This window comes from Angustibacter sp. Root456 (assembly GCF_001426435.1).
Lineage (GTDB): Bacteria > Actinomycetota > Actinomycetes > Actinomycetales > Angustibacteraceae > Angustibacter.
Genome location: NZ_LMER01000015.1, coordinates 86278 through 110739 on the forward strand (window position 1 = coordinate 86278; position 24462 = coordinate 110739).

22 protein-coding genes are annotated in these 24462 nt (G+C 73.4%); 5 read left to right on the forward strand and 17 right to left on the reverse strand.

Annotated elements, in window-relative coordinates:
• Positions 1 to 10 precede the first annotated feature (10 nt).
• Positions 11 to 1228: a hypothetical protein gene (locus tag ASD06_RS08050; RefSeq protein WP_056675447.1), complete on the forward strand. Its 1218-nt coding sequence runs from the start codon at positions 11 to 13 to the stop codon at positions 1226 to 1228.
• Here ASD06_RS08050 and ASD06_RS08055 read toward each other — a convergent pair.
• Entirely contained in the window at positions 1225 to 2517 is a 1293-nt protein-coding gene (locus ASD06_RS08055; protein ID WP_056675449.1) for an MFS transporter, read from the reverse strand. The two genes, ASD06_RS08050 and ASD06_RS08055, sit on opposite strands and share 4 nt — an antisense overlap.
• Positions 2518 to 2711: 194 nt before the next feature.
• Between ASD06_RS08055 and ASD06_RS08060 the strand changes: the two genes are divergently transcribed.
• On the forward strand, positions 2712 to 4202 hold the full coding sequence (locus ASD06_RS08060; RefSeq protein WP_056675450.1) for an MFS transporter: 1491 nt from the start codon (positions 2712 to 2714) through the stop codon (positions 4200 to 4202).
• Here ASD06_RS08060 and ASD06_RS08065 read toward each other — a convergent pair.
• From ASD06_RS08065 to ASD06_RS08075, 3 genes are all read right to left on the reverse strand, one after another.
• Complete coding sequence (locus tag ASD06_RS08065) at positions 4192 to 5427, reverse strand: trans-acting enoyl reductase family protein (RefSeq protein ID WP_056675451.1); 1236 nt, start codon at positions 5425 to 5427, stop codon at positions 4192 to 4194. The two genes, ASD06_RS08060 and ASD06_RS08065, sit on opposite strands and share 11 nt — an antisense overlap.
• Positions 5424 to 9212, reverse strand: coding sequence for an ATP-dependent RNA helicase HrpA (gene hrpA / locus ASD06_RS08070; protein WP_056675452.1), 3789 nt, complete (start codon positions 9210 to 9212; stop codon positions 5424 to 5426). The genes ASD06_RS08065 and hrpA overlap by 4 nt, the downstream gene beginning before the upstream one ends.
• Positions 9213 to 9284: 72 nt before the next feature.
• Positions 9285 to 9785 (reverse strand): hypothetical protein, encoded by a 501-nt coding sequence (locus ASD06_RS08075; RefSeq protein WP_056675456.1) that lies wholly within the window; start codon positions 9783 to 9785, stop codon positions 9285 to 9287.
• Between the two features lie 155 nt (positions 9786 to 9940).
• On the opposite strand from ASD06_RS08075, the gene ASD06_RS08080 reads away from it, so the two are divergent.
• Together ASD06_RS08080 and ASD06_RS08085 are read left to right on the forward strand one after the other, a co-directional pair.
• Complete coding sequence (locus tag ASD06_RS08080) at positions 9941 to 10423, forward strand: NUDIX domain-containing protein (protein ID WP_056675459.1); 483 nt, start codon at positions 9941 to 9943, stop codon at positions 10421 to 10423.
• 21 nt (positions 10424 to 10444) lie between these two features.
• Complete coding sequence (locus ASD06_RS08085; RefSeq protein ID WP_056675461.1) at positions 10445 to 10996, forward strand: pentapeptide repeat-containing protein; 552 nt, start codon at positions 10445 to 10447, stop codon at positions 10994 to 10996.
• Positions 10997 to 11017: 21 nt separating this feature from the next.
• Here the strand turns inward: ASD06_RS08085 and ASD06_RS08090 are convergent, their stop codons facing one another.
• From ASD06_RS08090 to glmS, 12 genes are all read right to left on the reverse strand, one after another.
• Complete coding sequence (locus ASD06_RS08090; protein WP_056675464.1) at positions 11018 to 11812, reverse strand: SDR family NAD(P)-dependent oxidoreductase; 795 nt, start codon at positions 11810 to 11812, stop codon at positions 11018 to 11020.
• Positions 11813 to 11830: 18 nt separating this feature from the next.
• Entirely contained in the window at positions 11831 to 12877 is a 1047-nt protein-coding gene (gene tsaD / locus ASD06_RS08095; protein WP_056675467.1) for a tRNA (adenosine(37)-N6)-threonylcarbamoyltransferase complex transferase subunit TsaD, read from the reverse strand.
• 18 nt (positions 12878 to 12895) lie between these two features.
• On the reverse strand, positions 12896 to 13354 hold the full coding sequence (gene rimI / locus ASD06_RS08100) for a ribosomal protein S18-alanine N-acetyltransferase (protein WP_056675470.1): 459 nt from the start codon (positions 13352 to 13354) through the stop codon (positions 12896 to 12898).
• On the reverse strand, positions 13351 to 14019 hold the full coding sequence (gene tsaB, locus ASD06_RS08105; RefSeq protein ID WP_056676379.1) for a tRNA (adenosine(37)-N6)-threonylcarbamoyltransferase complex dimerization subunit type 1 TsaB: 669 nt from the start codon (positions 14017 to 14019) through the stop codon (positions 13351 to 13353). Before tsaB ends, rimI begins: the two co-directional genes overlap by 4 nt.
• A gap of 5 nt (positions 14020 to 14024) precedes the next feature.
• Positions 14025 to 14522, reverse strand: a complete 498-nt coding sequence (gene tsaE / locus ASD06_RS08110; protein WP_056676382.1) for a tRNA (adenosine(37)-N6)-threonylcarbamoyltransferase complex ATPase subunit type 1 TsaE — start codon at positions 14520 to 14522, stop codon at positions 14025 to 14027.
• A gap of 45 nt (positions 14523 to 14567) precedes the next feature.
• Positions 14568 to 15641: an SGNH/GDSL hydrolase family protein gene (locus tag ASD06_RS08115; RefSeq protein ID WP_056675472.1), complete on the reverse strand. Its 1074-nt coding sequence runs from the start codon at positions 15639 to 15641 to the stop codon at positions 14568 to 14570.
• A complete protein-coding gene (locus tag ASD06_RS08120; RefSeq protein WP_056675475.1) occupies positions 15638 to 16267 on the reverse strand; it encodes a hypothetical protein in 630 nt (209 codons plus the stop codon). Before ASD06_RS08120 ends, ASD06_RS08115 begins: the two co-directional genes overlap by 4 nt.
• A 121-nt stretch (positions 16268 to 16388) precedes the next feature.
• Positions 16389 to 17459 (reverse strand): alpha/beta fold hydrolase, encoded by a 1071-nt coding sequence (locus ASD06_RS08125; RefSeq protein ID WP_056675478.1) that lies wholly within the window; start codon positions 17457 to 17459, stop codon positions 16389 to 16391.
• Positions 17460 to 17466: 7 nt separating this feature from the next.
• Complete coding sequence (gene alr / locus ASD06_RS08130) at positions 17467 to 18630, reverse strand: alanine racemase (protein WP_056675481.1); 1164 nt, start codon at positions 18628 to 18630, stop codon at positions 17467 to 17469.
• A gap of 28 nt (positions 18631 to 18658) precedes the next feature.
• Positions 18659 to 20125, reverse strand: coding sequence for an NAD(P)H-hydrate epimerase (locus tag ASD06_RS08135; protein ID WP_056675484.1), 1467 nt, complete (start codon positions 20123 to 20125; stop codon positions 18659 to 18661).
• A complete protein-coding gene (locus tag ASD06_RS08140; RefSeq protein WP_056675487.1) occupies positions 20122 to 20475 on the reverse strand; it encodes a holo-ACP synthase in 354 nt (117 codons plus the stop codon). The genes ASD06_RS08135 and ASD06_RS08140 overlap by 4 nt, the downstream gene beginning before the upstream one ends.
• 4 nt (positions 20476 to 20479) lie before the next feature.
• Positions 20480 to 22336: a glutamine--fructose-6-phosphate transaminase (isomerizing) gene (gene glmS, locus ASD06_RS08145; RefSeq protein ID WP_056675489.1), complete on the reverse strand. Its 1857-nt coding sequence runs from the start codon at positions 22334 to 22336 to the stop codon at positions 20480 to 20482.
• Here glmS and coaA point away from each other — a divergent pair.
• Entirely contained in the window at positions 22335 to 23318 is a 984-nt protein-coding gene (coaA, locus tag ASD06_RS08150) for a type I pantothenate kinase (protein ID WP_056675491.1), read from the forward strand. The genes glmS and coaA overlap by 2 nt on opposite strands.
• Before the next feature lie 78 nt (positions 23319 to 23396).
• Here coaA and ASD06_RS08155 read toward each other — a convergent pair whose 3' ends face one another.
• Entirely contained in the window at positions 23397 to 24428 is a 1032-nt protein-coding gene (locus ASD06_RS08155; RefSeq protein WP_056675494.1) for a GNAT family N-acetyltransferase, read from the reverse strand.
• Between the last annotated feature and the right edge of the window lie 34 nt (positions 24429 to 24462).

Here is a 24462-nt window from a genome sequence, read left to right on the forward strand (position 1 = left end):
GTCCTGCTGCATGACTGACCTCACCGCGATGCGCTCGCTGCTCACGCCTGAGGGCTGGGCGCTGCTGGAGTCCTTGCCGCCGTACGACGAGCAGTCCGCGATCGCGCTCGGCGAGCGGCTGCGCAGCGAGGGCCACGACCCCGGCCTGGTCGCCGCGGCGCTGACCCAGTCGCGGCTGCGCGCCAAGGGCCACGACAAGCTCGGGCCGTTCGCCGACGCCATGCTGCTGACGCCCGACGGGCTCGAGCAGGCGACGCGGCTCGCGGTCGCCGCGCACCACGCGAGACGGTTCGTGGGCGCCGGGGTGCGCCGGGTGGCCGACCTCGGCTGCGGCCTCGGCTCGGACGCCATGGCCTTCGCCGCCCTCGGGCTGCCGGTGCTCGCGATCGACGCCGACGAGCTCACCGCGGCCTTCGCCACGGTCAACCTGCGGCACTGGGCCGACGTCGAGGTGCGCTGCCACGACGTCACGACCCTCGACCTGCCGGCGATGCTCGAGCCGGGTGACGGCGTGTGGCTCGACCCGGCCCGCCGGACGGCGGCACCTGGGCCGGGTGGGCGCTCGAAGCGCACCTTCGACCCCGAAGCCTTCTCACCGCCGTACTCGTTCGTGCTCGAGGTGGCCCAGTACTTTCCCGCCACCGGGGCCAAGCTCGCGCCGGGCATCGCGCACCGTCTGCTGCCCGACGGCGCCGAGGCGCAGTGGGTGTCGGTGGGCGGCGACGTCGTCGAGTGCGCGCTGTGGTGCGGGCCGCTCGCCCGCGAGGGCGTCGCGCGCAGCGCGCTGGTGCTCGACGGCGCCGGCGCGACCCACGAGGTGCTCGGTGACCCCGAGGCCGGCCGCCCGGCGTCCGGCGCCGTCGGGACCTACCTGCACGAGCCCGACGGCGCCGTGATCCGCGCCGGGCTGGTGGGCGAGGTCGCCGCACAGCTCGGCGCGCGGCTCATCGACCCCACGATCGCCTACCTCACCACCGACCAGCCGGCCGCGTCACCGCTCGTGCACTCGTACGCGGTCGAGGACGTCATGCCGTTCCACCTCAAGGCGCTGCGGGCGGCGCTGCGCGACCGCGGCGTCGGCACGCTGACCATCAAGAAGCGCGGGAGCGCCATCGACCCCGCCCAGCTGCGCCGCCAGCTGCGCCTGCACGGCGCCGGTGAAGCGACCATCGCGCTCACTCGCGTGGCCGGGCGGCCGCACGTGCTCTTCCTGCGCCCCCTGCCCTAGCCGGTGTACGACAGGACGCCGTAGCGCTCCCGGGTGCGCAGCGCCCACGCCGACACCGGGACGCTCAGCAGACCCGCGGCGAGGATCACGGCGCCGAGCACGATCCACCCCGGCGTCCCCCAGTTGATGCACAGCAGCGCGATCAGCGGCGGCCCGACGATGTTCGACAGCGAGAAGCTCATGCCGGCGAAGCCCTGGTACTGGCCCTGCCGGTCGCGCGGTGCGAGCCCCATCTGCAGGCCCCACTGGCCGCCCGAACCCACCATCTCGCCGACCACGTGGACGCCGGCCCCGGCGAGCACGAGCAGCACCGAGACCCAGACCGCCTGGCCGTCGGCGAAGGCGATGAGGGTGAAGCCCACGAGGATCCACGCCCCCGCGAAGGCGAGCGCCCGCGCGGACGTCGGCACCGACGTCGCGCCGCGCGACAGCCGCACCTGCAGCAGGGCGACCGAGACGGTGTTGACGAGCAGGACGACGGCGACGAGTGAGTTCGGCGCGCTGGTGTGGCCGGCGATCCACAGCGGGATCGCCAGCTCCATCACGAGGAAGTGGATCGCGAAGATCCCCGTCAGCAACGACACGACCACGAAGGGGACGTCGCGCAGCACCTGCAGGCGCGGGGCCCCCTGCGCGCGGGCTGGAGCGGGCTCGAGGTGCGGCAGGCGGCGCACGGCCACCGAGGTGGCGAGGAAGGTCACGGCGTCGAGCGCGAAGACGCCCAGGTAGGCCCAGGTCTGGTCGATCGCGAGGGCGAGGCCGCCGAGCAGCGCGCCGAACGAGATGCCGACGTTGGTGACGGCCCGCAGGTAGGCCTTGAACTCCACGCCGCGGCCGCCCTCGGCGATCCGGGCGATGAAGCCGTTGCGCACGGCGCCCGCGCCGCGGTCGAACACGGCCTGCACGCCCAGGACGAGGCAGAGCACCAGCAGGTTGTGGGTGACCAGCAGGCCGAGCGCGGTGACGCCGCTCGCCGCGGTCAGGGCGCTCAGCACCTCGCGCGGGCCACGCACGTCGCCGAGGTGACCCATCGGCACCTGCGCGAGCATGCCGCACAGCGCGGCCACCGACAGCGCGAGGCCCACCTGCGTCGCCGCGAGGCCGATCTTGTGCGTGAAGTAGAGCGCGAACGTCGTCATCATCGCGCCGTTGCCGGCGGTGTTGACGAGCGTCGCGCCCGCCAGGACGCGCAGGTTCGCATCGCGCGGGATGCCGCGGCGGGTGAGCCGCTCGGGCACCGCCGCCGGGACGGTCTCTGCCTCTTCGGCGGGCGGGGTGCTGGCGGACATGACGTCCAGGGTGGGCGAGGAGGTATCTCGACGTCAAACTATTTGCTGGCCACGCGCTCGGCCGGACGCCAGCTGGTTCAACGGGCGAGATGGCTGCACCCGGCGTAACTTTCCGACGTTCGCCAAACGTGGCAAAAGCGGCCGAGCGGAGCCCCCGGGCAGCGCATCTGGTCGACGACCGGCAAGGAGTCGCCATGAGTGACACGTTGGACACCAGATCCGACTCATCGGGGACGATCCGGAGCCTCATCCCCGCCCGCATCGACCGGCTGAACTGGGCGCCGTTCCACACCCGGATGGTGATCGCCCTGGGTACCGCCTGGGTGCTCGACGGCATCGAGATCACCATCGCCGGCGCGATCGGCCCGGTGCTGCAGGACAAGGACTCGCTGGGCATGACGGCCGCCCAGGTCGGGGCCATCGCGACGGTCTACCTGCTGGGTGAGGTGTTCGGCGCGCTTTTCTTCGGGCGGCTGTCGGACAAGCTGGGCCGCAAGAACCTCTTCGTCGTGACCCTCGGCGTGTACCTCGTGGGCAACGCGCTGACGGCGTTCACCTGGAGCGGTGACGGCCTGGGCCTGGTGTTCCTCTACGTCACGCGGTTCATCGCGGGCAGCGGCATCGGTGGTGAGTACGCCGCGATCAACTCGGCCATCGACGAGATGATGCCGGCGAAGTACCGCGGACGCGTCGACATCGCGGTCAACGGCACGTACTGGGGCGGTGCGATCCTCGGCACGCTGGGCACCTTCATCCTGCTGAACCAGATCGACATCAACCTCGGCTGGCGGATCGGCTTCCTGCTCGGCCCGGTCATCGGCGCGTGCATCTGGGGGCTGCGTCGCCACCTGCCCGAGAGCCCGCGCTGGCTGATCATGCACGGCCGTGAGGACGAGGCCGAGGAGAACATCGGCGTCATCGAGCGCGAGGTCGAGGAGTCCGGGCAGACCCTCGAGAAGGTCGACGACTCCAAGGCCATCGACATCAAGCCGGCCGACGACCACGGGTACCTGTCGCTGGTGCGAGTGCTGTTCAAGCAGTACCCCGGACGCTCGACGCTCGGGGCCGCGCTGATGATCACGCAGTCGTTCCTCTACAACGCGATCTTCTTCACATACACCCTCGTGCTCACGACCTTCTACGGCGTCAACAAGGCGGATGCGCCGCTGTACCTGATCGCCTTCGCGGTGGGGAACCTCATCGGGCCGCTGACGATCGGCCACCTGTTCGACAGCCTCGGTCGCCGCAAGATGATCGCGGGCACCTACATCCTGTCTGGCGTCCTGCTCGCAATCACCGCGTGGGCGTTCAACGCCGGCATGCTCAACGCGATCACGCAGACCATCTGCTGGTGCGTCATCTTCTTCTTCGCCTCCGCCGGTGCCAGCGCCGCGTACCTCACCGTCAGCGAGATCTTCCCGCAGGAGGTGCGGGCCAAGGCGATCGCTGTCTTCTTCGCCATCGCGCAGACCTTCGGCGCCATCGGGCCGGTGTTCTACGGCTCGCTCATCGGCAAGGGCGACAACCCCGGCAAGCTGTTCGTCGGCTACCTCATCGCCGCGGCCATCATGGTGATCGGCGGGGTCATCGAGGTCGTGCTGGGCGTCAACGCCGAGGGCAAGTCCCTCGAGGACGTCGCGTCGCCGCTCTCGGCGGTCACCCACCGACCCCGGGCTACCGGCTGACGGACAGCTCGAAACCCCGTTCGCGCAGGCGGTCGGCGAGGGCCATGCCGATCCCGGTGGCCGGTGTCAGCACACCGGACGCCGACGGCAGGCCCTCGCCGACCGCTAGCGCGACCGCTGCCTCGCCGAGCATCACGGCCGTCGCGGCGTACCCCGGATCGCCTTGCGCCGCAACGGTGGAGACGTAGCGGGCACCGGTGGTGGTCGTCGCGTGGACACGCATGCGGAAGCGACCGGCCGCCCGTTGGTCGTCGCTCGGCCCCTCCCCTGGCGCAGGGAGCAGGCGGTCGACGAGCGGGCGCAGACGCTTGCTGGCCAACGCCTTCAAGCCCAGACCGAGGCCGATTGTGACGGCGGTCGCGGTGGCCCGGGCCGCCGTCCCGCGCCCGTAGGCCGAGAGCTCTCGGTAGCGGAAGCCGCGCCCGTAAGCCCAGTGCTGCAACGCGTTGCTGCGCCTGACGATCCGCGTGTTGAAGCTGGCCATGACGAACGGACCCAGCCAGCCGCCGAGCGTGTCGTTGCGGAACACGTCGAAGGTGTCCCGCTCGTCACCGAGGTCGGGCTCGGCGGCGCGGTCGGGGCTGAGGGCGTACGGGTCGACCAGCACCCGACGCCGCCGCGGATCACGCTGCACGGCGTCGACCTGCGCTCGGGCGGAGTCGATGGTGCCGCCGCTGAAGCCGCCCTTGGCCGTCGCGACGAGGGTGCAGTGGGCCAGCTCGCCGGCGCCGTCCGCGACCACGCGCTCGTGCAGCTGCAGCACCGCGAGGTCAGACGGGATCGAGTCGTAACCGCAGGCGTTGACGATGCGGGCTCCCGTCGCGCGGGCCGCCTCGTCGCAGGCGTCGATGCAGTCTCGGACGAACAGCACCTCACCGGTCAGGTCGGCGTAGTGGGTGCCCGCCGCGGCGCAGGCCTCGGCGAGCGGGAGCCCGTAGCGCGCGTAGGGGCCGACGGTGGTGGCGACGACACGCGTCCGGGCGGCGAGCCCGTCGAGCGCGGCGCGGTCGGCGCTGTCGGCGACGAGCAGCGGCCAGCCGGACGCGCGCTCACCCAGCCCGCGTCGCACCCCCTCCAGTCGCTCCAGCGAGCGGCCGCCCAGGGCGATCCTCAGGCCGTCGGGCGCGTGGTCGGCCAGGTGCTGTGCCACGAGGCGCCCGACGAAGCCCGTGGCTCCGTAGACGACGACGTCGAGCTCGCGGGCGTGGTCGCGGTCAGCGCTCATGCGGCGACGATCGCACGGTGGACGCGCTGCACCGACACCGGGTGCGCCGTCCGCATCGTGGGGGCGAACAGGCTGACACGCAGCTCCTCGATCATCCACCGGACGTCGAGCAGCGCCTGGCTGGGCGCACGTCCTCTCGGCACCCGGGCGAGCGCGTCGTCCAGCTCGTCCTGGGCCATCTGCACCTGGGCCATGGCGTTGCGGTCGCGCACCGGGTCGTCAGGCAGGCGGTCGAGGCGCACTGCCATGGCCTGCACGTACCGCAGCAGGTCCGGCAGCCGCTCCGCGCCGGCCGACGTCACGAAGCGCGGCCGGATGAGGCGGTCGAGGTGCGCCTGCAGGTCGGTGAGCGACGGCAGGAGGGGCAGCGACGTCGTGCCCTTGACCCGCGACTCGACGTCGTAGGCCGCCGCCAGCACCCGCTCGACGCGCTGGACCACGTCGAGCGTCTGCGCGTCCAGACCAGCGCGGACGGCGGCCAGCACCTCGGCGAAGCGTTCGGCAGTGCGGACCGTCGCCGCGCCCCCCTGGCGGTCGACCAGCAGGTCGACCGTGGCGTCGGTGCAGTCCTCGACGAGCTCGGTCGCGGTGGCGTGCCGCGCGCGGCTGAGCACCAGCTTCTGCCCGTTGCTCAGCTTGGCGAGCACGAATGGCACGGGCGACGGGACGGCGAGGCGCAGCAACCGGCGCACGCCCCCGGCGTGGTGGGCGGCCGCCTCGTCGGCTGTCGTGAGCACCCGCAGCGCCACGCTGTCACCGGTGTCGACCAGGGCCGGGAACCCCTCGACCACGTGACCGTCAGCGACGGTCCGGTGGGTGCTCGGGAGCGCGCCGACGTCCCACTGCCGCAGGCCTTCTCGCTCGATGCTGTCGGGCGCCCTGGCGATCACCTCCCGCAGCTTGGGTCGTAGCCGCTGCTGCAGCTCGCGCAGGTCCTTGCCCTCCCCCAGCACCCGGCCGTCCGGGTCCTCGATGCGGAACGTGACGCGCAGGTGGCCGGGGACGGACTCCGGAGCCCAGTCCTCGAGGTCGACGTGCGTTCCCGTCAGCCGGTGCAGGGTGTCGCTGAGCACCTCCAGCAGCGGGCCGTCGCTCGGGGCGACGTGCCGCAGGACGTCGGCGGCGCGGTCGGGTGCGGGGATCAGGCTGCGCCGCACGGCTTTCGGCAGGCTGCGGATCAGCTGGGTCACGAGCTCGTGCCGCAGGCCCGGGATCTGCCACTCGAAGGGCTCGGGCCGCAACCGGCCCAGTACCGGCAGCGGCACGTGCACGGTGACGCCGTCGGCCGCGGTGCCCGGCTCGAACTGGTAGGTCACGGGCAGCTCGGCGTCCGCCACCACCCAGGTGGTCGGGTAGTCCTCGTCGCTGACCGCCTCGGCGTCGTCGCGCACCAGCAGGTCGGGGGTGAAGGTCAGCAGCTCCGGCTGCTCACGCCGCGCCTTCTTCCACCACCCGTCGAAGTGTCGCCCGGACACGACGTCGGCCGGGATCCTGGCGTCGTAGAAGTCGAACAGCACCTGGTCGTCGACGAGCAGGTCGCGACGTCGGGCCCGCTGCTCGAGCGCCTCGACGTCCTGCAGCAGCTCGCGGTTCGCGGCGAAGAAGCGGTGGTGCGTGCGCCAGTCGCCCTCGACGAGCGCGTGCCGGATGAACAGCTCGCGCGACAGCTCAGGGTCGACCTTGCTGTACCCGACGAGGCGGTCGGCGACGAGCGGGACGCCGTACAGCGTGACCCGCTCACGGGCCATCACCGCGGCGCGCTTGGAGCTCCAGTGCGGCTCACTGAAGGTGCGCGAGATCAGGTGCGGCGCCAGCACTTCGGCCCACTCGGGCTCGATCTTCGCCACGGTGCGCCCCCACAGCCGGGACGTCTCGACGAGCTCGGCCGCCATGACGTACTGCGGTGGCTTGCGCGCCACCGACGAGCCGGGCCAGATCGCGAAGCGCGCACCGCGGGCCCCGAGGTAGTCGCGCGTGGCGGCGTCCCGCAGGCCGACGTGCGAGAGCAGGCCGGCGAGCATCGCGCGGTGCAGCGCATCGGCGTCCGTGGGGCTGCTCGAGCGCTCGAGCCCCAGCTGCTTGACCACCTGCTTGAGCTGGGAGTGCACGTCCTGCCACTCGCGCACGCGCAGGTAGTGCAGGTACTCCGCCTTGCACATGCGACGAAAAGCGCTGCCCGACAGCGCCTTCTGCTGCTCGCGCAGGTAGTTCCAGAGGTTGAGCCAGGTGACGAAGTCCGACGTCGGGTCGCGGAACCGCGCGTGCTGCTGGTCCGCCTGGGCCTGCGCATCCGCGGGGCGCTCGCGCGGGTCCTGGATCGACAGCGCTGCAGCGACGACGAGCACCTCGCGCAGGCAGCCCTCGCGATCGCCCTGCAGCACCATGCGGGCCAGTCGCGGGTCGAGCGGCAGCTGCGCGAGCTGGCGGCCGACGCGCGTGAGCCGGCGGTCGTCACCCTCGGCGTCGATGGCCCCGAGCTCGTGCAGCAGCTGGACGCCGTCGCGGACGCTGCGCCGGTCGGGGGGCTCGACGAAGGGGAACGCCGCGATGTCGCCCAGGCCGATCGCCGTCATCTGCAGGATCACCGAGGCGAGGTTGGTGCGCAGGATCTCGGGGTCGGTGAACCGCGGCCGCGACTCGTAGTCGTCCTCGCTGTAGAGGCGGATGCAGATGCCGTCCGCGACCCGGCCGCAGCGACCCGCTCGCTGGTTGGCCGAGGCCTGCGAGATCGGCTCGATCGGCAGGCGCTGCACCTTCAACCGCCTGCTGTAGCGCGAGATCCGGGCGGTGCCGGTGTCGACGACGTACCGGACTCCCGGCACGGTGAGCGAGGTCTCGGCGACGTTCGTGGCCAGCACCACGCGGCGTCCGCTGTGCGGCTCGAACACGCGGTGCTGCTCGGCCGACGACAGGCGCGCGTACAGCGGCAGCACCTCGGTGCGGCGCAGGTCGAGGGCTCGCAACGCCTCCGCGGTGTCGCGGATCTCGCGCTCCCCCGAGAGGAACACCAGGACGTCGCCGTCCCCCTCGCGCGACAGCTCGACCACCGCGTCGCAGACCGCCTGCACCTGGTCGCGGTCGGGGTCGGGGTCGGGGTCGTCCGGGTCGATCACCGGGCGGTAGCGCACCTCGACGGGGTACGTGCGACCCGACACCTCCAGGATGGGCGCACCGCCGAAGTGCTGGGAGAACCGCTCGGGGTCGATCGTCGCCGAGGTGATGATGACCTTGAGGTCCGGGCGCTTCGGCAGCAGCTGCTTGAGGTACCCGAGCAGGAAGTCGACGTTGAGGCTGCGCTCGTGGGCCTCGTCGATGATGAGGGTGTCGTAGCGCGAGAGCAGGCGGTCGCGCTGGATCTCGGCGAGCAGGATGCCGTCGGTCATCACCCGCACGAGCGACTGCGCGCTGGTGCGGTCGGTGAAGCGCACGCTCCAGCCGACGAGCTCACCCACCGGCGTGCCGAGCTCCTCGGCGATGCGCTCGGCGACCGTGCGGGCGGCGATCCGGCGCGGCTGCGTGTGCCCGATCGTGCCCTCGACGCCGCGTCCGAGCTCGAGACAGATCTTGGGCAGCTGCGTGGTCTTGCCCGAGCCGGTCTCCCCCGCGACGATCACCACTTGGTGGTCGCGGATGGCGACGGCGATGTCGTCGCGCACCGCGCTGACCGGCAGATCCGGGTAGGTGATCGCCGGGACGCTCGCGCGGCGCGCCTCCACCTGCTGCGGCGTCAGCCCCCTGCGGCGGCGCCCGGCGTCCCGTCGCTGATGTCGCACGGCCTCCACCATAGGTGCGGCAGGCAAGCCGTTTGCGCGCACGGGGCGCCGGCCCGACCCCCCGGCGGTCGGGCCGGCGTCCGGTCAGCTCGAGGTGGTGCTCGACGGGCTGGTGCTCGACGGGCTGGTGCTCGACGAGCGGCGCTCCTGGCGCCGCTCGCGCCGCTGCTCGCGGCGGTCGTGGCGCTCCTGACGCACCTGCTGACGGAACTGGTGCCAGGCCTTGGCGTCGTCCGGGTGGTCCTTCAGCCACGCCGTCAGCTCGGTGTGCCGCTGGTCGGCAGGCAGCGCCGCGACCTTCTTGAGCTCGGCGACGAGGTCGGGGTGAGCCTGCGCGAACGTCTTCCACTGCTCGATCCGCTTCACGAGCGCCTCCGCCACCCGCGGGTGCGCGGCGAGGAAGTCGTCGAGCTCCTGCTGCTGCTCGGGCGTCAGCCCGGTCGTCGCAGCGGCCGTGGCGGTGTCGGCGGACCGCACGCTGCTGGCCATGGTGGACGACGACGGGCTGGCGAGTGCGGGTACGGCGAGTGCGGTGCCGGTGACCGCCACGGTGGCGAGCGAGACCGCGAGCACGATGCGACGCATGGTTCCTCCTGGTTGTCGGACGTCGCGACACGACGTCCCCCTGACTGGCACGATCGACGGTAGGGAGCCGGTGTTGGGCACCCGTTGGCTCGATGTTCGAGGAGTGTCAGGGTTCGGCCAGCCGGTCGGTGGGTCGTACGGCGGGGAGGTGTCGAGTGGCGACGAGAAGCGCGGGGATCCTGCTCTACCGCTACGGCACCGGCCGCGCCCTCGAGGTGCTGATCGGCCACATGGGCGGCCCGTTCTGGGCCCACCGCGACCAGGGCGCCTGGTCGATCCCCAAGGGCGAGTACGACGAGGACGAGGACGCCGAGACCGCGGCCCGGCGCGAGTTCGTCGAGGAGCTCGGCCTGCCGGTGCCGAACGGCCGGCTGCGCGGGCTCGGCGAGCTGCGCCAGCCCAGCGGCAAGCGGCTCTCGGTCTGGGCGCTCGAGGGTGACCTCGACGTCACCGCGCTGCAACCCGGCACGTTCTCGCTCGAGTGGCCGCCGAAGTCGGGGCAGCTGATGCACTTTCCGGAGATCGACCGGGCCGCCTGGATGGACCTTGAGACCGCGCGCCCCCTGCTGGTGAAGGGCCAGCGACCGCTCCTCGACCTGCTGCTCGAGCTGCTGCGCGGGTCGGCCGACCCGCCCTGACGAGCCGGTAGGGTCGCCGTCGTGGACGACTTGTCGGGCCAGCGCTTCGAGGGTGAGCGGTTCCTCGACGACGACTTCACCGAGGCAGACATCCGCGGCGCGCAGTTCACCGACTGCGCGTTCCGCGGCGTGCGGTTCAGCGCCGCGGTGCTGAGCGAGTGCGCCTTCGTCAACTGCACCTTCGCGTCGTGCGGGTTCTTCGACACGCGGTTCGAGCGCTGCAAGCTGGTCGGCAGCCGGTTCGAGGGCTGCACGTTCGGCCCGTTCACCGTCGAGGGGGGCAACTGGTCGTTCTGCGTGCTGCGCGGAGCCGACCTGCGCAAGTGCTCCTTCGACGGCGTGCGCCTGCGCGAGGCCGACCTCAGCCTGGCCCAGCTGCAGGAGGCGTCGCTGCGCGACGTCGACCTCTCGGGCGCGGTCCTCGATGGCGCCGACCTGAGCCGCGCCGACCTGCGGGGCAGCGCGATCGACGGCATCGACCCCACCGGAGTCGAGCTGCGCGGCACCGTGATCGACCTGAGCCAGGCGATCACGCTGGCCACCGCCCTCGGCGTCGACGTGCGCGGGGAGTAGCCGCCCGGCAGGGGCGCGCCGTCAGAGCCCGCGGGCCTCGGCGACGCTGTTGCCGCCGTCCACGACGACGACCTGGCCGGTGACGTACGACGCCCCGGGCGAGGCCAGCCAGGCGACGGCACTGGCGACCTCGTCGGGCCGGGCGCTGCGCCCCAGGGGCACCGAGCGCCCCTGCGCGGCCTCCTCGGCGCTCTGCGAGGCGGTCGCGACCCACCCGGGTGCCACGGTGTTGACCGTGACGCCGCGGGCCGCGACGTCCAGCGCGGCAGCCCGGGTGAGCCCGACGAGCGCGGCCTTGGCGGTGGCGTAGGCGACGTCGCCGGCGGTGGCCATCACCGGCCCGGTGAGGCTGCCCACCATGACCACCCGACCCCAGCCGCGCTCGGCCATCGCGGGCACGGCGGCTCGGGTCATGAAGAACGCCGTGTCGAGGTTGCGGCGCAACGAGGCGTGCCAGGTGTCGGCGGACATCGTCAGCACCGAGCCGGACTCGAAGTCGGGGTCGCTCGCCGACGTCATGCCCGCGTTGTTGACCAGCACGTCGACGCGTCCCCACCGCTGCTCGGCGGCCGCGAGAGCAGCCGCCGCGGTGGCCTGGACGGTGAGGTCGCCGACGAACCCGGCGGCGTCGACGCCGAGGTCGCCGAGCTCGGCCACGCGTTCGTGCACGCGGTCCGACGTCGCGCACACCAGCACCGCGGCGCCGAGCTCACCCAGCAGCCGCGCGGCGGCCGAGCCGATGCCCTGGGCACTGCCGGCGCCCGTGACGAGCGCGACGCGGCCCTCGAGCGTCAGGGACGTCGGCAGCGGGCTCACCGGACCACGACCACGCCGTCAGGCCAGCACGGTCGTGACCGGCATGGACGAGTCCGCCGGCAGCGACAGCGACGACGGCGTGCGGCCCCGACGCACCATCTGCGCACCGAGCGCGGCGACCATCGCGCCGTTGTCGGTGCACAGGCCCGGGCGCGGCACGCGCAGCTGGACGCCGGCGGCGTCGCAGCGTTCCTGCGCCATCGCGCGCAGCCGCGAGTTGGCCGCGACCCCACCGCCGATGAGCAGCGCGTCGACGCCCTCGGCCCGGCAGGCCGCGACGGCCTTGCGGGTGAGCACGTCGGCGACGGCCTCCTGGAAGCTCGCGGCCACGTCGGCCACCGGCACCGGCTCACCGGCGGCCTCGCGGCTCTCGACCCAGCGAGCCACCGCCGTCTTCAGGCCAGAGAAGGAGAAGTCGTAGCGGTGGCGCTCCAGGTCGCGGGGCCGGGTGAGCCCGCGCGGGAAGGCGATGGCGTCGACCTGCCCCTCGCGGGCGACGCGATCGATGTGCGGGCCACCAGGGAACGGCAGGCCGAGCAGCCGCGCCACCTTGTCGAACGCCTCTCCGGCGGCGTCGTCGATCGTCGACCCGAGCGGCCGGATGTCGTGCGTGACGTCGGGCACGAGCAGCAGCGACGAGTGACCGCCGGAGACGAGCAGCGCCATCGTGGGCTCAGGCAGCGACCCGTGCTCGAGCTGGTCGACGGCCACGTGCGCGGCGAGGTGGTTCACGCCGTACAACGGCTTGCCGAGGGCCAGCGCCAGCGACTTCGCGGCGGCCACACCGACCAGCAGAGCGCCCATGAGGCCGGGCCCGCTCGTGACGGCGATGGCATCGACGTCGTCGAGCCGGACGCCGGCTTGCTGGCACGCGCGCTCGATGGTGGGGGCCATCGCCTCCAGGTGGGCCCGGCTCGCGACCTCCGGCACGACACCGCCGAAGCGCGCGTGCTCCTCGACGCTGCTCGCGACGGCGTCGACCAGCAGCGTCTCGCCGCGCACGATGCCCACACCGGTCTCGTCGCACGACGTCTCGACACCGAGCACCAGGGGCTCGTCGGACACTTGGCTCACCCCCGCAGGTTATCCGTCGCCACGACGGCGCATGACCCAGGCGTCGACCGATCCGTCGGCGGTCCGGTAGTAGCCGCGCCGCACGGCGATCCGCTTGAACCCGTGCCGCTCGTACAGCCGCTGGGCCGGGACGTTGTCGGCCCGCACCTCGAGCAGCACCTGCCGGGCGCCCCGCTCGGCGGCGACGTCCAGCAGCCCGCGCATCAGGACGCCGCCGTAGCCGTGGCCCTGCGCGGCGTTCGAGACCGCGATCGTCATGACGTCGGCGTCGGCGCCGTTGACCAACAGGCCGGCGTAGCCCACGAGCGCACCGGCGTCGTCGTGGGCGACCAGGTAGTGGCGGCCGGGCGCGGCGAGCTCGGCCCACCACGTCTCCGCCGACCACGCCTCGGCACCGAACAGGTCGATCTCGAGCGGCAGCGCCGGTTCGACGTGCCACCAGCGCATGGGGTCCAGCGTGAGCGTCATCCCAGGACGCTCTTGCGAGCGCCGCCCTCGTGGACGTCGGGCCGACGCAGGTAGAGCGGCGCGGTGTCGCTGAGGTCGGCGCCTGCCTGCAGGAGGCGGACGACGAGCGCGGCCATGGCCCCAGCCGACGGGTCGGCGGGACCGACTCGGGCACCGAGGGCGTCCGGGTAGAGGTCGGCTCCGCGACCCACGACGGGCGCGGAGCCGTCAGGGACGTCGGCGGGCAGCGCGACCTCGGGGCCCGAGATCCGCTGTGCCCCAGGTGATGTCGCGGAGTATCGCGCCCAGTACACCTCCCGCCGGCGCGCGTCGGTGGCGACCACGAACTCACCGTCGACCACGACGCCGTCGGCAACGGCCTGGCTCGCCAGGACGTCGAGCGTGCACACGCCGTGCACCGGCACCTGCAACGTCGCACCGAGGGTGCGGGCGGTGACCAGCCCGACACGCAGGCCCGTGAACGGTCCAGGACCGGTGCCGACCGCGACCGCCGTGAGGTCGCGCGTGGTCGCGCCCGCCTGGGCCAGCACGGCCTCGATGCCGGGCGCGAGGAGCTCGGCGTGCCGCCGGGCGTCGACCTCGCTCACCTCGGCGAGCACGCGCTCGCCGTCGTGCAACGCCACCGTGACCGCGGGCGTGGCGGTGTCGAGGGCCAGCAGCAGCATCTCGCTCACGCCTGCCACCGCACGCCGTCCCACCGCTCGCCGACGCCGTCGACCACGACCGTGCGGGGCTCGTCGACGTCGTCGGCCGCCTCCTGCTCGGCGTCACCGTCGTCGTCCGCGTGCGCCGCGGCACCGGCCGGCGCCTCCCCGCGGGGCCGGGTGATCGCCACCTCCAACCGGGCGGGGGCGAGCTCGTCGACCAGGCCCTGGCCCCACTCGACCACGGTGACGCACTCCTCGAGGCTGGCGTCGAGGTCGAGGTCGTCGACCTCGGCGATCGAGCCGAGCCGGTAGGCGTCGACGTGCACGAGGGGTGGGCCGTCGACCTCGCTGGGATGCACCCGCGCGATGACGAAGGTGGGCGAGGTCACTGGGCCTCGCACCCCGAGGCCCTCGCCGAGCCCCTGGGTGAGCGTCGTCTTGCCCGACCCCAGGTCGCCGGTGAGCACGACGAGGTCGCCGGCGCGCAGCAGCTCCGCGAGCCGCCGCCCGAGCGCGTGCATGGCGTCGCGCGTGGCGACGGTGGTCTCAGCGTGCACGGCGCCATGCTACGGGTGCCCCAGCTGCTCCTGCACCAACCGGGCCAGCGCCCGCTGGCCGGCCGCGTTCGGGTGGAAGCTGCCCGGGTTGACCGGCGTGAACCCGTTGGCCTGGAACGACAGGTCGTTGAACCACGGGTCGGCGCTGCCGATCCCGTGCCCCGCGAACGCCCCGCGAGGATCGACGAACTCCACGTTCGCGCCGCTGTCGCGCGCCGCCGCCCGCAGCATCTCGTCGAGCTCGTCGGCCTTGGCGTTCATCCACCGCTGGTCGTCAGCGAACAGCAGGTTGCGGTAGCTGTTCGACGGGTCGGCGGGGAACAGGCGCGGGTATCCCACGACGATGATGCGGGCGTTGGGTGCCTTCTGGCGGATCCGGCGGTAGGTGTCCTCGAGCTCGCGCTTCTTCGCCACGAGCCGCTGCTGGAACGTCGCCTCGTTCTTGTCCTCGCACGTCAGACCGTCGAGCACGCAGTCCGACAGGATGTCGGCGAACCCCATGTCGTTGCCGCCGATGGAGAACGTGACCAGGCTCGTGTCGTCGCCCAGGGCGTCCTCCTGCGCCGCCTCGTCGCTCTGGCCGCCGTTGGGCTCGGTGAGCTCGTGGATCTCCGCACCCGAGCACGCCACGAAGCTCGAGCCCCCGGCGAAGTCGTTCGAGCCGGCGACGATCTCGCCGTAGGCGTTGCCAGAGCGGTGACACCCGTTGTGGTACTTGGGTTCGCGGTCGCCCGGCCACCACAGGTGCGAGTCCATCCAGTCGGCGAACCCCCGGTCGTCCCGGTCGGTGGGCGGGTCGTAGGCCCCAGCTCCCTCCCCCGACGAGAAGCTGTCACCCATGGCCACGTAGCGGCCGGCCACCGCCTTCTCGTACGGCGACAGCGACGGGTCGGCGAGCGCCGTCGCCACGCAGTGGCTGCCGCCGGTGACCTGGCAGACCGCTCGGGACAGCACGGACGACGCCCGGTCACCGAGCGGGGTGACCAGCAGCAGCGCCACGACCACCGCGAGGAGCGTCGAGATGCCGACGTACTCGACGGTGCCGGCGCCGCGCTCACCCCGGCGCAGGCGCTGCGAGCTCATGCCGACAGGCGCTTCGCCGCGGCCTGCGCTGCGACGCGGGCGGTGTCGCCGTCCGGTGCCTGCTTCAGCGCGTACGACGTCACCAGCACGACGGTGCGGCCCGTGCGGATCAGCACGACGTCGGTCGTGACGGGCAGCGACGTGCGCGGCGTCTGCCGCCACGCGAGCGACTCCTCACCGAGCGCGGGCAGGCGAAGCGGCTCGACGTCGATGCTGGCCGCCGGCGCGGTGGCGCTCGCCGTCAGGTCGTAGTGGTCGCACGCGGCGAGCGCTCGACGCAGCCGCGCCATCATCGCCGCTGCCGAGTCGTCGTCGTAGACGCGCACGCGCTGCTCGACGAACGGCCCGAGCGGGCCCTGGGAGAACCGCGCGTCCGCGGTCTGCACCGGTGGCGACGGCTCGAGGTCCACGCCGCACACCTGCTGGGCGTAGCCCGGTGACTGCCCGCCGCTGTCGCGGAACCCCTCCGGTAGGTCGCTCGCCGCCACGAGCAGGGCCTGCGCGGGTCGCGAGCCGGTGACGCCCGCCGCCGGCCGCACGCCCGGGGACGACTCGACGCCGCATGCCGTCAGCGTCAGGGCCAGCGCCCCGACGGCGAGCACGAACCTGGTCGATGTGAGCACCATGGCGCCGAGCGTCGTCCTCGCGGGCGCGGGCGTGATGGGCCCAGGGGACTACTCGGGGGCCCAAATCCGGGTGGGCGGGGCGGCGTGTCGCGCGAGGAGTGGGCGGGGCGGCGTGTCGCCGCTAGGAGCGGGTGGAGCGCTCCAGGAGCTCACCGAGGTGCAGGTTGACGACGTCGGGGTGCTCGAGCATCACCATGTGCCCGGCGTCGGGGACCACGACGTGCTCGGCTCCGGGGAGGCGGCGCACGATGGCCTCGCTGTGGTCGGGCGGGGTGAGCAGGTCGTCGGCCCCCGAGAGCACCAGCGCCTCGATCCCGTCGAGGACGGCGAGCGCCTCGGCCTTGTCGTGGATGTCGAAGCCCGGCAGGAAGCCGGAGACGACGTCGATGGGCGTCGCGGCGATCATCGCGGCGGTGAACCGCACGAGCTCGGGCGGGACGTCGGAGGCGTAGGAGTAGCGCTTGACCATGAGCTGCTCGAGGTCGCTGCCGATGCGCCGGGTGCGGTCGACCAGGCGCGGCGCCCGGGTGAGCCCCACCAGCGCGACGGGGGCCACCCGGTGCGCCAGGCGGGCGACGGACTCGTGCATGCCCCAGCTCACCTCACCGAGCCCACCAGAGCTCGTGGCCACCAGCGCCGCACCGAGCACCCGCTCGCGCACGAGGTCGGGGTGCTCAGCGGACAGCGCCATGACGGTCATGCCGCCCATGGAGTGGCCCACGAGCACGAGCGGCCCGGACGGCGTGGTGGCCTCGATCACGGCGCGCAGGTCGGCGCCGCACTGGTCGACCGTGTAGTGCTCGCTCGGGCCGGTCTCGGAACGTCCGTGGCCGCGCTGGTCCCAGAAGACCAGCCGGAACCGGCCGCGCAGCCACTGACGCTGGAAGTGCCAGATGTCCTGGTTGAGGCAGAAGCCGTGGCTGAACACGACGGTGACGGCCTCGTCGGAACCGCGGCGTGGCGCGCGGCCACCGAAGTGCTCGGGCTCGTCGACCTCGACGTACAGGCGAGTGCCGTCGTCGGCTACCACGCGCTGCGGCACGCCGCGCAGGCTGCCGTACGCCTCGCCGACGCCGGCCTGGCGGGCTCGTCCTGCGGTCCAGCGCTCGGCGGCCAGGCCCAGCGCCGCCCCGACGCCGGCGGCGGCGAGTCCCGCGCCCGCCCCGATGAGCGCCTTCGAGGGGGACCTCACGACGACCTCACGACTCCTCCTCCACGTACCGGCGAGGCACCCGTGAGCCGATGCGCGTGACGATCTCGTAGGAGATGGTGTCGACGGCCTCGGCCCAGTCCTGCGCGGTCGGCTCGCCGCGCCCGGCGTCTCCGAACACGACGACGGGGTCGCCCGCGCGCACCTGCGCGACGTCGGGCCGGTCGCCGAGGTCGACGACCACCTGGTCCATGCAGACGCGGCCGGCGATGGTGTGCCGGCGGCCCGCGACCTGCAGCGGACCGACGTTCGAGGCAGCGCGGGGCAGTCCGTCGCCGTAACCCAGGGGCACGAGCGCGAGCGTGGTGTCAGCCGGGGTCGTGTACGCGTGGCCGTACGACACGCCCGACCCGGCAGGAACGGCCTTCACGAGCGCGAGGCGGCCCTGCAGCGTCATCGCAGGACGCAGCCCGAAGTCCGCCGGCGAGCCGAGGTCGGGCACGGGAGACAGGCCGTAGACGGCGAGGCCGGGGCGCACCAGGTCGTAGTGCAGCGCCGGGCTCGTGAGCGTCGCGGCGGAGTTGGCGAGGTGGCGCACCTGGGGCGTCAGCCCCCGCCGGCCCGCGATCTCGAGCGCCGCGTCGAACGCCTCCCGCTGCCGGGCGACCGTCGGGTGCTGGGGCGCGTCCGCCCAGGCCAGGTGCGACCAGACGCCGACGGCCTCCAGGCAGCCCTCGGCCTGCAGCCTCAGGGCGTGCTCGACCAGGTCGGTCCACTGGTCGGCCGTCGCTCCACCGCGCGACAAGCCGGTGTCGATCTTCAGGTGCACGCGGGCGGTGCCGCCGGTGGCGCGGGCGGCGGCGGCGATCTCGTCCAGCGCCCAGGGTGCGCTGGCGCTGAGGTCGATGTCAGCCGTGAGGGCACCGCCGAAGTCGTCGCCGGGCACGTGCAGCCACGACAGCAGGCGCCCGGTGTCACCGGCCCGGCGCAGCGCGAGACCCTCGGCGAGCTGCGCGACCCCCAGCCAGGTGGCCCCGCCGGCCCGCGCGGCGCGAGCGCTGGGCACCAGCCCGTGGCCGTAGGCGTCGGCCTTCACGACGGCCATCACCTCGGCCGACGCGGCGTGCTCACGCAGGGCCGCGACGTTCGACCGCACCGCACCCAGGTCGACGACCGCCTCGGCAGGCAGCACGGGGCCGGTGGGGTCGCTCATGCCCCCAGTGTCTCAGCAGCGCGCGGTCTCAGCAGCGCGCGAGGTCACGCACGGCAGCGGGAAGCTCGTCGAGCAGCCGGACGGCGTCCAGCGGGCCTCCCGAGCTGGCCAGCGCGCCGGCCCGGCCGTGCACCGCGGCAGCCACCGCGCCGGCGAGCGCGGGCTCCACGCCGGCCGCGAGCAGCGTGCCGGCGAGGCCGGCCAGCACGTCACCCGAGCCCGCGCTGGCGAGCCAGGCCGGGCCGTCGTCCTGCGCGAGCACGGTGGCGCCGTCCGGGGGGACGACGAGCGTCACCGCACCCTTGAGCAGCACGGTGGCACCGAGCGCGTCGGCAGCGCGCCGCGCGTGCTCGAGCGGCGCCGCCTCGACCTGCGCGCGCGAGCAGTCCCGGCCCTCCAGCCGGCTCAGCAGGCGGGCGAGCTCACCGGCGTGGGGCGTGAGCAGCGTGGGGGCGGTGCGCCGCTGCACCAGCTCGAGCGCACCGGCGTCGACCAGGCACGGCAGGTCGCTGGCGAGCGCTGCCTCGAGGTGTGGTCGCTGCTGGTCGTCGGCGGGGTCGACGCCCGACCCGACGGCCCAGGCCTGCACGCGCCCCTCGCCCGGCACGACCTGGGGCCAGTGCGAGCGGACGAGGTCGGTGGGCGCCTGGGGGCCGATGTAGCGCACCATGCCCGCCCCGGAGCGCACCGCGGCCCCGGTGGCCAGCACGGCCGCGCCCGTGTACGTCGAGCCGCCGGCCACCACACCCAGCACCCCGCGGCGGTACTTGTCGTCGCCCGCGTCGGGCCACGGCCAGGCAGCGGCCAGGTCGGTCGACTCCAGGCGGGCGACGGCCGCAGGGCCGAGGACGGCCGGCTCCAGCCCGATGTCGACGACGTGCAGGCGCCCGGCGTGCTGGGCTGCGGGAGGCAGCAGGAGCGCAGGCTTGGCAGTGCCGAAGGTCACCGTGACGTCGGCGCGGACGGCGACGCCTGGCACGCTGCCGTCGTCCGGGCCCACGCCGCTCGGCAGGTCGACCGCCACCACCGTGGCGTGCGGTGGGATGGCCTGCACCGCCTCGGCCGCCGCGCCGGTGAGGCCCGGACGCCCACCGATACCGAGGACGCCGTCGACGACGACGTCGGCCCGGTCGAGCAGCTGAGCGAGCGCGTCGCCGGTGACGGCCGCGGCGGTGCCGCCGGCCCGCCGCAAGGCGCCGGCGCCCTCGGCGTGGACAGCGTCGGCGACCGTCACGGCGTCGACGCGCGCTCCGCGCCGGGCCAGCCGCGCTCCGGCGTGCAGGGCGTCACCACCGTTCGAGCCCGGCCCGACGAGCAGCACGACGCGGGCGCCGTACACCCCGCTGCGACCCGGGCGGCCCGACGCCGCCAGCTCGCCGGCCACTGCCGTCGCGAGGGCCGCGGCGGCGCGCTGCATCAGCGCGCCGTCGGGCACGCGGCGCAAGGCCGCCGCCTCGGCTCGGCGGACGTCGTCGACGCGGTGGGCGCGGATCATGGCGACTCGGCGATCACGACCGCGCTGGCCACACCGGCGTCGTGCGACATCGACAGGTGCAGGGTCGCGACCCCCAGCTCGTCGGCGCGAGCCTGCACGGTGCCGGTGACGACGAGCTCGGGGCGCCCGGAGTCGTGCCGCACCACCGTGGCGTCGTGCCAGTGCAGGCCGACGGGCGCGCCGAGGGCCTTGGCCAGGGCCTCCTTGGCCGCGAACCGAGCCGCCAGCGAAGCGAGCGGCAGCTCACGCTCCCCCGGCGTGAACAGGCGCTCGCCCAAGCGCGGCGTCGCCTCGAGCGTGCGACCGAACCGCTCGATGTCGACGACGTCGATGCCGACGCCCACGATCACGGCGCTACTCGACCGTGACCGACTTGGCCAGGTTGCGCGGCTGGTCGACGTCGTGGCCCTTGGCCATCGCGAGCTCGCAGGCGAACACCTGCAGCGGCACGGTGGTGACGAGCGGCGCGAGCAACGTGGGGGTCTGCGGCACCCGGATCACCGTGTCGGCGTACGGCACGACGTCGTCGTCGCCCTCCTCGGCGATGACGATCGTGCGGGCGCCGCGGGCCCGGATCTCCTGGATGTTCGACACGACCTTGCTGTGCAGCGAGTCGCGTCCTCGCGGCGAGGGCACGACGACGAAGACCGGCAGCCCCTCCTCGATCAGCGCGATCGGGCCGTGCTTCAGCTCACCCGCGGCGAAGCCCTCGGCGTGGATGTACGCGAGCTCCTTGAGCTTCAGCGCACCCTCGAGGGCGACGGGGTAGCCGACGTGCCGGCCGAGGAAGAGCACGACCTTGGCGTCGGCCATCTCGCGGCCGAGCGCCCGCACCGGCTCGATGGTGTCGAGCACCTGCTGGATCTGCTGGGGCACCTGCGCGAGCTGGTGCATCATCTCGCGCACCTCGTCCTCGAACTTGTTTCCGCGCAGCTGCGCGAGGTAGAGGCCGAGCAGGTAGCAGGCGGTGATCTGGGCGAGGAACGCCTTGGTCGAGGCGACGGCGACCTCGGGGCCGGCGTGGGTGTAGATCACGGCGTCGGCCTCCCGCGGGATGGTCGAGCCGTGGGTGTTGCAGATCGCGACGACCTTGGCCCCCTGCTCGCGGGCGTGCCGCATGGCCATGAGGGTGTCCATGGTCTCGCCGGACTGCGAGATGGCCACGACGAGCGTCTTCTCGTTGACCACCGGGTCGCGGTAGCGGAACTCGCTCGCGAGCTCGACCTCGCAAGGCACGCGGCACCAGTGCTCGATCGCGTATTTGGCGACCTGACCGGCGTACGACGCGGTGCCGCAGGCGATGACGACGATCTTGTCGACCGCGCGCAGCAGCTGCTCCGGGATGCGCAGCTCGTCGAGCACGAGGTGGCCCTCGGCGTCCGTGCGGCCGAGGAGGGTGTCGGCGACGGCGTGGGGCTGCTCCTCGATCTCCTTCATCATGAAGTTCGGGTAGCCACCCTTCTCGGCGGCCGAGGCGTCCCAGTCGACGTGGTACTCCTTCGTGACCGCCGGCTGCCCGGCGAAGTCCACGATGTCGATGGAGTCGGGCGTGATCGTGACGACCTGGTCCTGGCCGAGCTCGATCGCCTCGCGGGTGTGCTGGATGAACGCGGCGACGTCCGAACCCAGGAAGTTCGCGCCCTGGCCGCGACCGACGACGAGCGGGGAGTTGCGGCGGGCGCCGACGACGACGCCAGGGGCGTCCGCGTGCACTGCGAGCAGCGTGAACGCGCCCTCGAGGCGGTTGCACACGGCGCGCATGGCGTCGGTGAGGTCGCCCAGCTCGTCGTACGCGCGGCTCACGAGGTGCGCCGCGACCTCGGTGTCGGTCTGCGAGGCGAACTCGACACCGTCGGCGACCAGCTCGGCCTTGAGCGCGGCGAAGTTCTCGATGATCCCGTTGTGCACCAGCGCCAGCCGCCCGCCACCACCGAGGTGCGGGTGCGCGTTCTCGTCGTTCGGCGCGCCGTGCGTGGCCCAGCGGGTGTGTCCGATGCCCGTCACTCCGGGCGGCAGCGGGTGGTCCGACAGCGCCTTCTCGAGGTTGGCGAGCTTGCCGGCCCGCTTCTCGGTGGCCAGACCGTCCGCGGACTGGATGACGACGCCCGCCGAGTCGTAGCCGCGGTACTCCATCCGCCGCAGCCCCTCGAGCACGACGTCGAGGGCGTCCACGCCGCCTGCTGGACCGGTGTACCCGACGATTCCGCACATGGGCTCAAGGGTAGCCTTGCCCGTCGTGGCCAACGGCAACGGCGCCAGCCTGCCCTCACCGTACGTCGAGCTCGACCGTGCGGCGTGGGCCGCGCTCCGCGCTCAGACGCCCCTGACGCTGAGCGCCTCCGACGTCGACCGCATCGAGGGCCTCGGCGACCGGGTCGACCTGCGGGAGGTCGAGGACGTCTACCTGCCGCTCTCGCGGCTGCTCAACCTCTACGTGCGCGGGGCCGGGCAGCTGCACCGGGTGACGTCGGAGTTCCTGGGCGAGCGCGCGGCCCGCGTGCCGTTCGTCATCGGCGTCGCCGGCTCGGTGGCGGTGGGCAAGTCGACCACCGCCCGGCTCCTGCGCGACCTGCTCTCGACGTGGCCCGAGACCCCGAAGGTCGAGCTGGTCACGACCGACGGGTTCCTGCTGCCGAACGCCGAGCTCGAGCGACGCGACCTGTTGCACCGCAAGGGCTTTCCGGAGTCCTACGACCGACGGGCCCTGCTGCGCTTCGTGGCCGCCGTGAAGTCCGGACGGCCGGAGGTGAGCGCGCCGGTGTACTCCCACCTCACCTACGACATCGTGCCGGGCGAGCAGGCGGTGGTGCACCAGCCCGACGTCCTCATCGTCGAGGGACTCAACGTCCTGCAGCCGCCGCGGGTCGACGCCCAGGGACGGGCCGGCGTCGCGGTGAGCGACTTCTTCGACTTCTCCGTCTACGTCGATGCCAAGACCGACGACGTCCGCCGCTGGTACGTCGACCGCTTCCTGCGCCTGCGCCGTACGGCGTTCGCCGACCCGTCGTCGTACTTCCACCGGTACGCCGTGCTGTCGGACGACGAGGCCGTCGAGACGGCCCTGGCGATCTGGGCGCGCACCAACGAGCCGAACCTCGTCGCGAACGTCCGGCCCACGCGGGGCCGGGCCACCCTCGTGCTGACCAAGGGCCCTGACCACGCCGTCACGCGCGTGCGCCTGCGCAAGTCCTGAGCTTCCGCCGGGCCGCTTTGCGCCACCCAGACCGCTTTGCGCGCTTGCGCCGCGGCTTGGATGGCGCAAGCAGCGGCGTCAGGTGAGTGACTTCTGCCACTCGACCATGCGGCCCACGGGCTGGAAGCCCAGCGCGCGGTTGACCCGCAGCATGGGCGCGTTGGACTCGGCGTTCCAGGTCACGACCCGGCGCACCTCGGGCAGCCCTGCGCGCAGCGCCCTCAGGTTGGCGGCCTTCACGAGCTGACCGAGCCGGTGGCCACGGTGCTCGGCCAGCACCAGGGTGTCCCACTGGTAGGCCATCTGCGGGGTGTGCTCGGCGATGCCGAGGTTGGTGAAGGCGACGGCCTGCCCGGTCTCGCGGTGCACGGCGACCGTCTCGACCACCCGGCGGCCCTGCGCCCGGGCGACGCGGTAGAGCGCGCGCACGCGCTCGGCGTCCCAGACCTCCTCCTCGACGGCCAGGTCGCCGAGCGGGGCGTCGGTCGACATGCGCGCCGACAGCACGGCCCGCTGGTCGAGCCACTCCTCGGGCACGCCGTCCCACCAGGTGAGGACGTCGTAGCCGGCCGAGTGAGCCCGCGCATCGGTCTCGAGGTCGCGCAGCAGCGGCTCGAGGTCGTCCGGCAGGTCGAGGTCGCTGCGCAGGTCGGCCAGCGCGGCCCGGTAGCCGCGGGCCGGTGCGAAGGACTCGGCGGGGTCGGCGTGGCCGACCGCGGCCTCGCTCTCGATCGACAGCGACGTGCGACCCGCCTGCCGAGCGCGCTGCTCGACCTCGGCCAGCAGCGCGCTGCCGATGCCGCGCCGCCGCCAGTCCGGGTGCACCGTGACGTCACCGTGCGCGAAGTGCAGGTTGTCCTTGAGCGGCAGGTGGAGCGTCACCTGCCCCACGACCGCCTCGCCGACGCGGGCCGCGAGCAGCTCGATCCGGCGGTCGGTCACCTCACGCTGGCGCGCGCGGATCTCCTGCGCCGAGTAGCGCGTCTGGCGGTCACCGAACTCGTGGCGGCTGCTCTCGACGCCGACGGCGACCCAGGCGTCGAGCAGGGTGTCATCGGTGAGGGGGTCGAGGTCGACGATCTGCAGGTCGGGCGCGGCTGAGGTCTGCACGGTTGGACTCTGACAGCGGACTGCAGCCGCCCGC

What these genes read in the sequence shown, in the direction of transcription:
- ASD06_RS08050 (WP_056675447.1), top strand. Translation starts at nt 11, where the DNA reads ATGACTGACCTCACCGCGATGCGCTCGCTGCTCACGCCTGAGGGCTGG.
- ASD06_RS08055 (WP_056675449.1), bottom strand. Translation starts at nt 2,517, where the DNA reads ATGTCCGCCAGCACCCCGCCCGCCGAAGAGGCAGAGACCGTCCCGGCG.
- ASD06_RS08060 (WP_056675450.1), top strand. Translation starts at nt 2,712, where the DNA reads ATGAGTGACACGTTGGACACCAGATCCGACTCATCGGGGACGATCCGG.
- ASD06_RS08065 (WP_056675451.1), bottom strand. Translation starts at nt 5,427, where the DNA reads ATGAGCGCTGACCGCGACCACGCCCGCGAGCTCGACGTCGTCGTCTAC.
- hrpA (WP_056675452.1), bottom strand. Translation starts at nt 9,212, where the DNA reads ATGGTGGAGGCCGTGCGACATCAGCGACGGGACGCCGGGCGCCGCCGC.
- ASD06_RS08075 (WP_056675456.1), bottom strand. Translation starts at nt 9,785, where the DNA reads ATGCGTCGCATCGTGCTCGCGGTCTCGCTCGCCACCGTGGCGGTCACC.
- rimI (WP_056675470.1), bottom strand. Translation starts at nt 13,354, where the DNA reads ATGACGCTCACGCTGGACCCCATGCGCTGGTGGCACGTCGAACCGGCG.
- tsaB (WP_056676379.1), bottom strand. Translation starts at nt 14,019, where the DNA reads ATGCTGCTGCTGGCCCTCGACACCGCCACGCCCGCGGTCACGGTGGCG.
- tsaE (WP_056676382.1), bottom strand. Translation starts at nt 14,522, where the DNA reads ATGCACGCGCTCGGGCGGCGGCTCGCGGAGCTGCTGCGCGCCGGCGAC.
- ASD06_RS08115 (WP_056675472.1), bottom strand. Translation starts at nt 15,641, where the DNA reads ATGAGCTCGCAGCGCCTGCGCCGGGGTGAGCGCGGCGCCGGCACCGTC.
- ASD06_RS08120 (WP_056675475.1), bottom strand. Translation starts at nt 16,267, where the DNA reads ATGGTGCTCACATCGACCAGGTTCGTGCTCGCCGTCGGGGCGCTGGCC.
- alr (WP_056675481.1), bottom strand. Translation starts at nt 18,630, where the DNA reads ATGAGCGACCCCACCGGCCCCGTGCTGCCTGCCGAGGCGGTCGTCGAC.
- ASD06_RS08135 (WP_056675484.1), bottom strand. Translation starts at nt 20,125, where the DNA reads ATGATCCGCGCCCACCGCGTCGACGACGTCCGCCGAGCCGAGGCGGCG.
- coaA (WP_056675491.1), top strand. Translation starts at nt 22,335, where the DNA reads ATGGGCTCAAGGGTAGCCTTGCCCGTCGTGGCCAACGGCAACGGCGCC.
- glmS (WP_056675489.1), bottom strand. Translation starts at nt 22,336, where the DNA reads ATGTGCGGAATCGTCGGGTACACCGGTCCAGCAGGCGGCGTGGACGCC.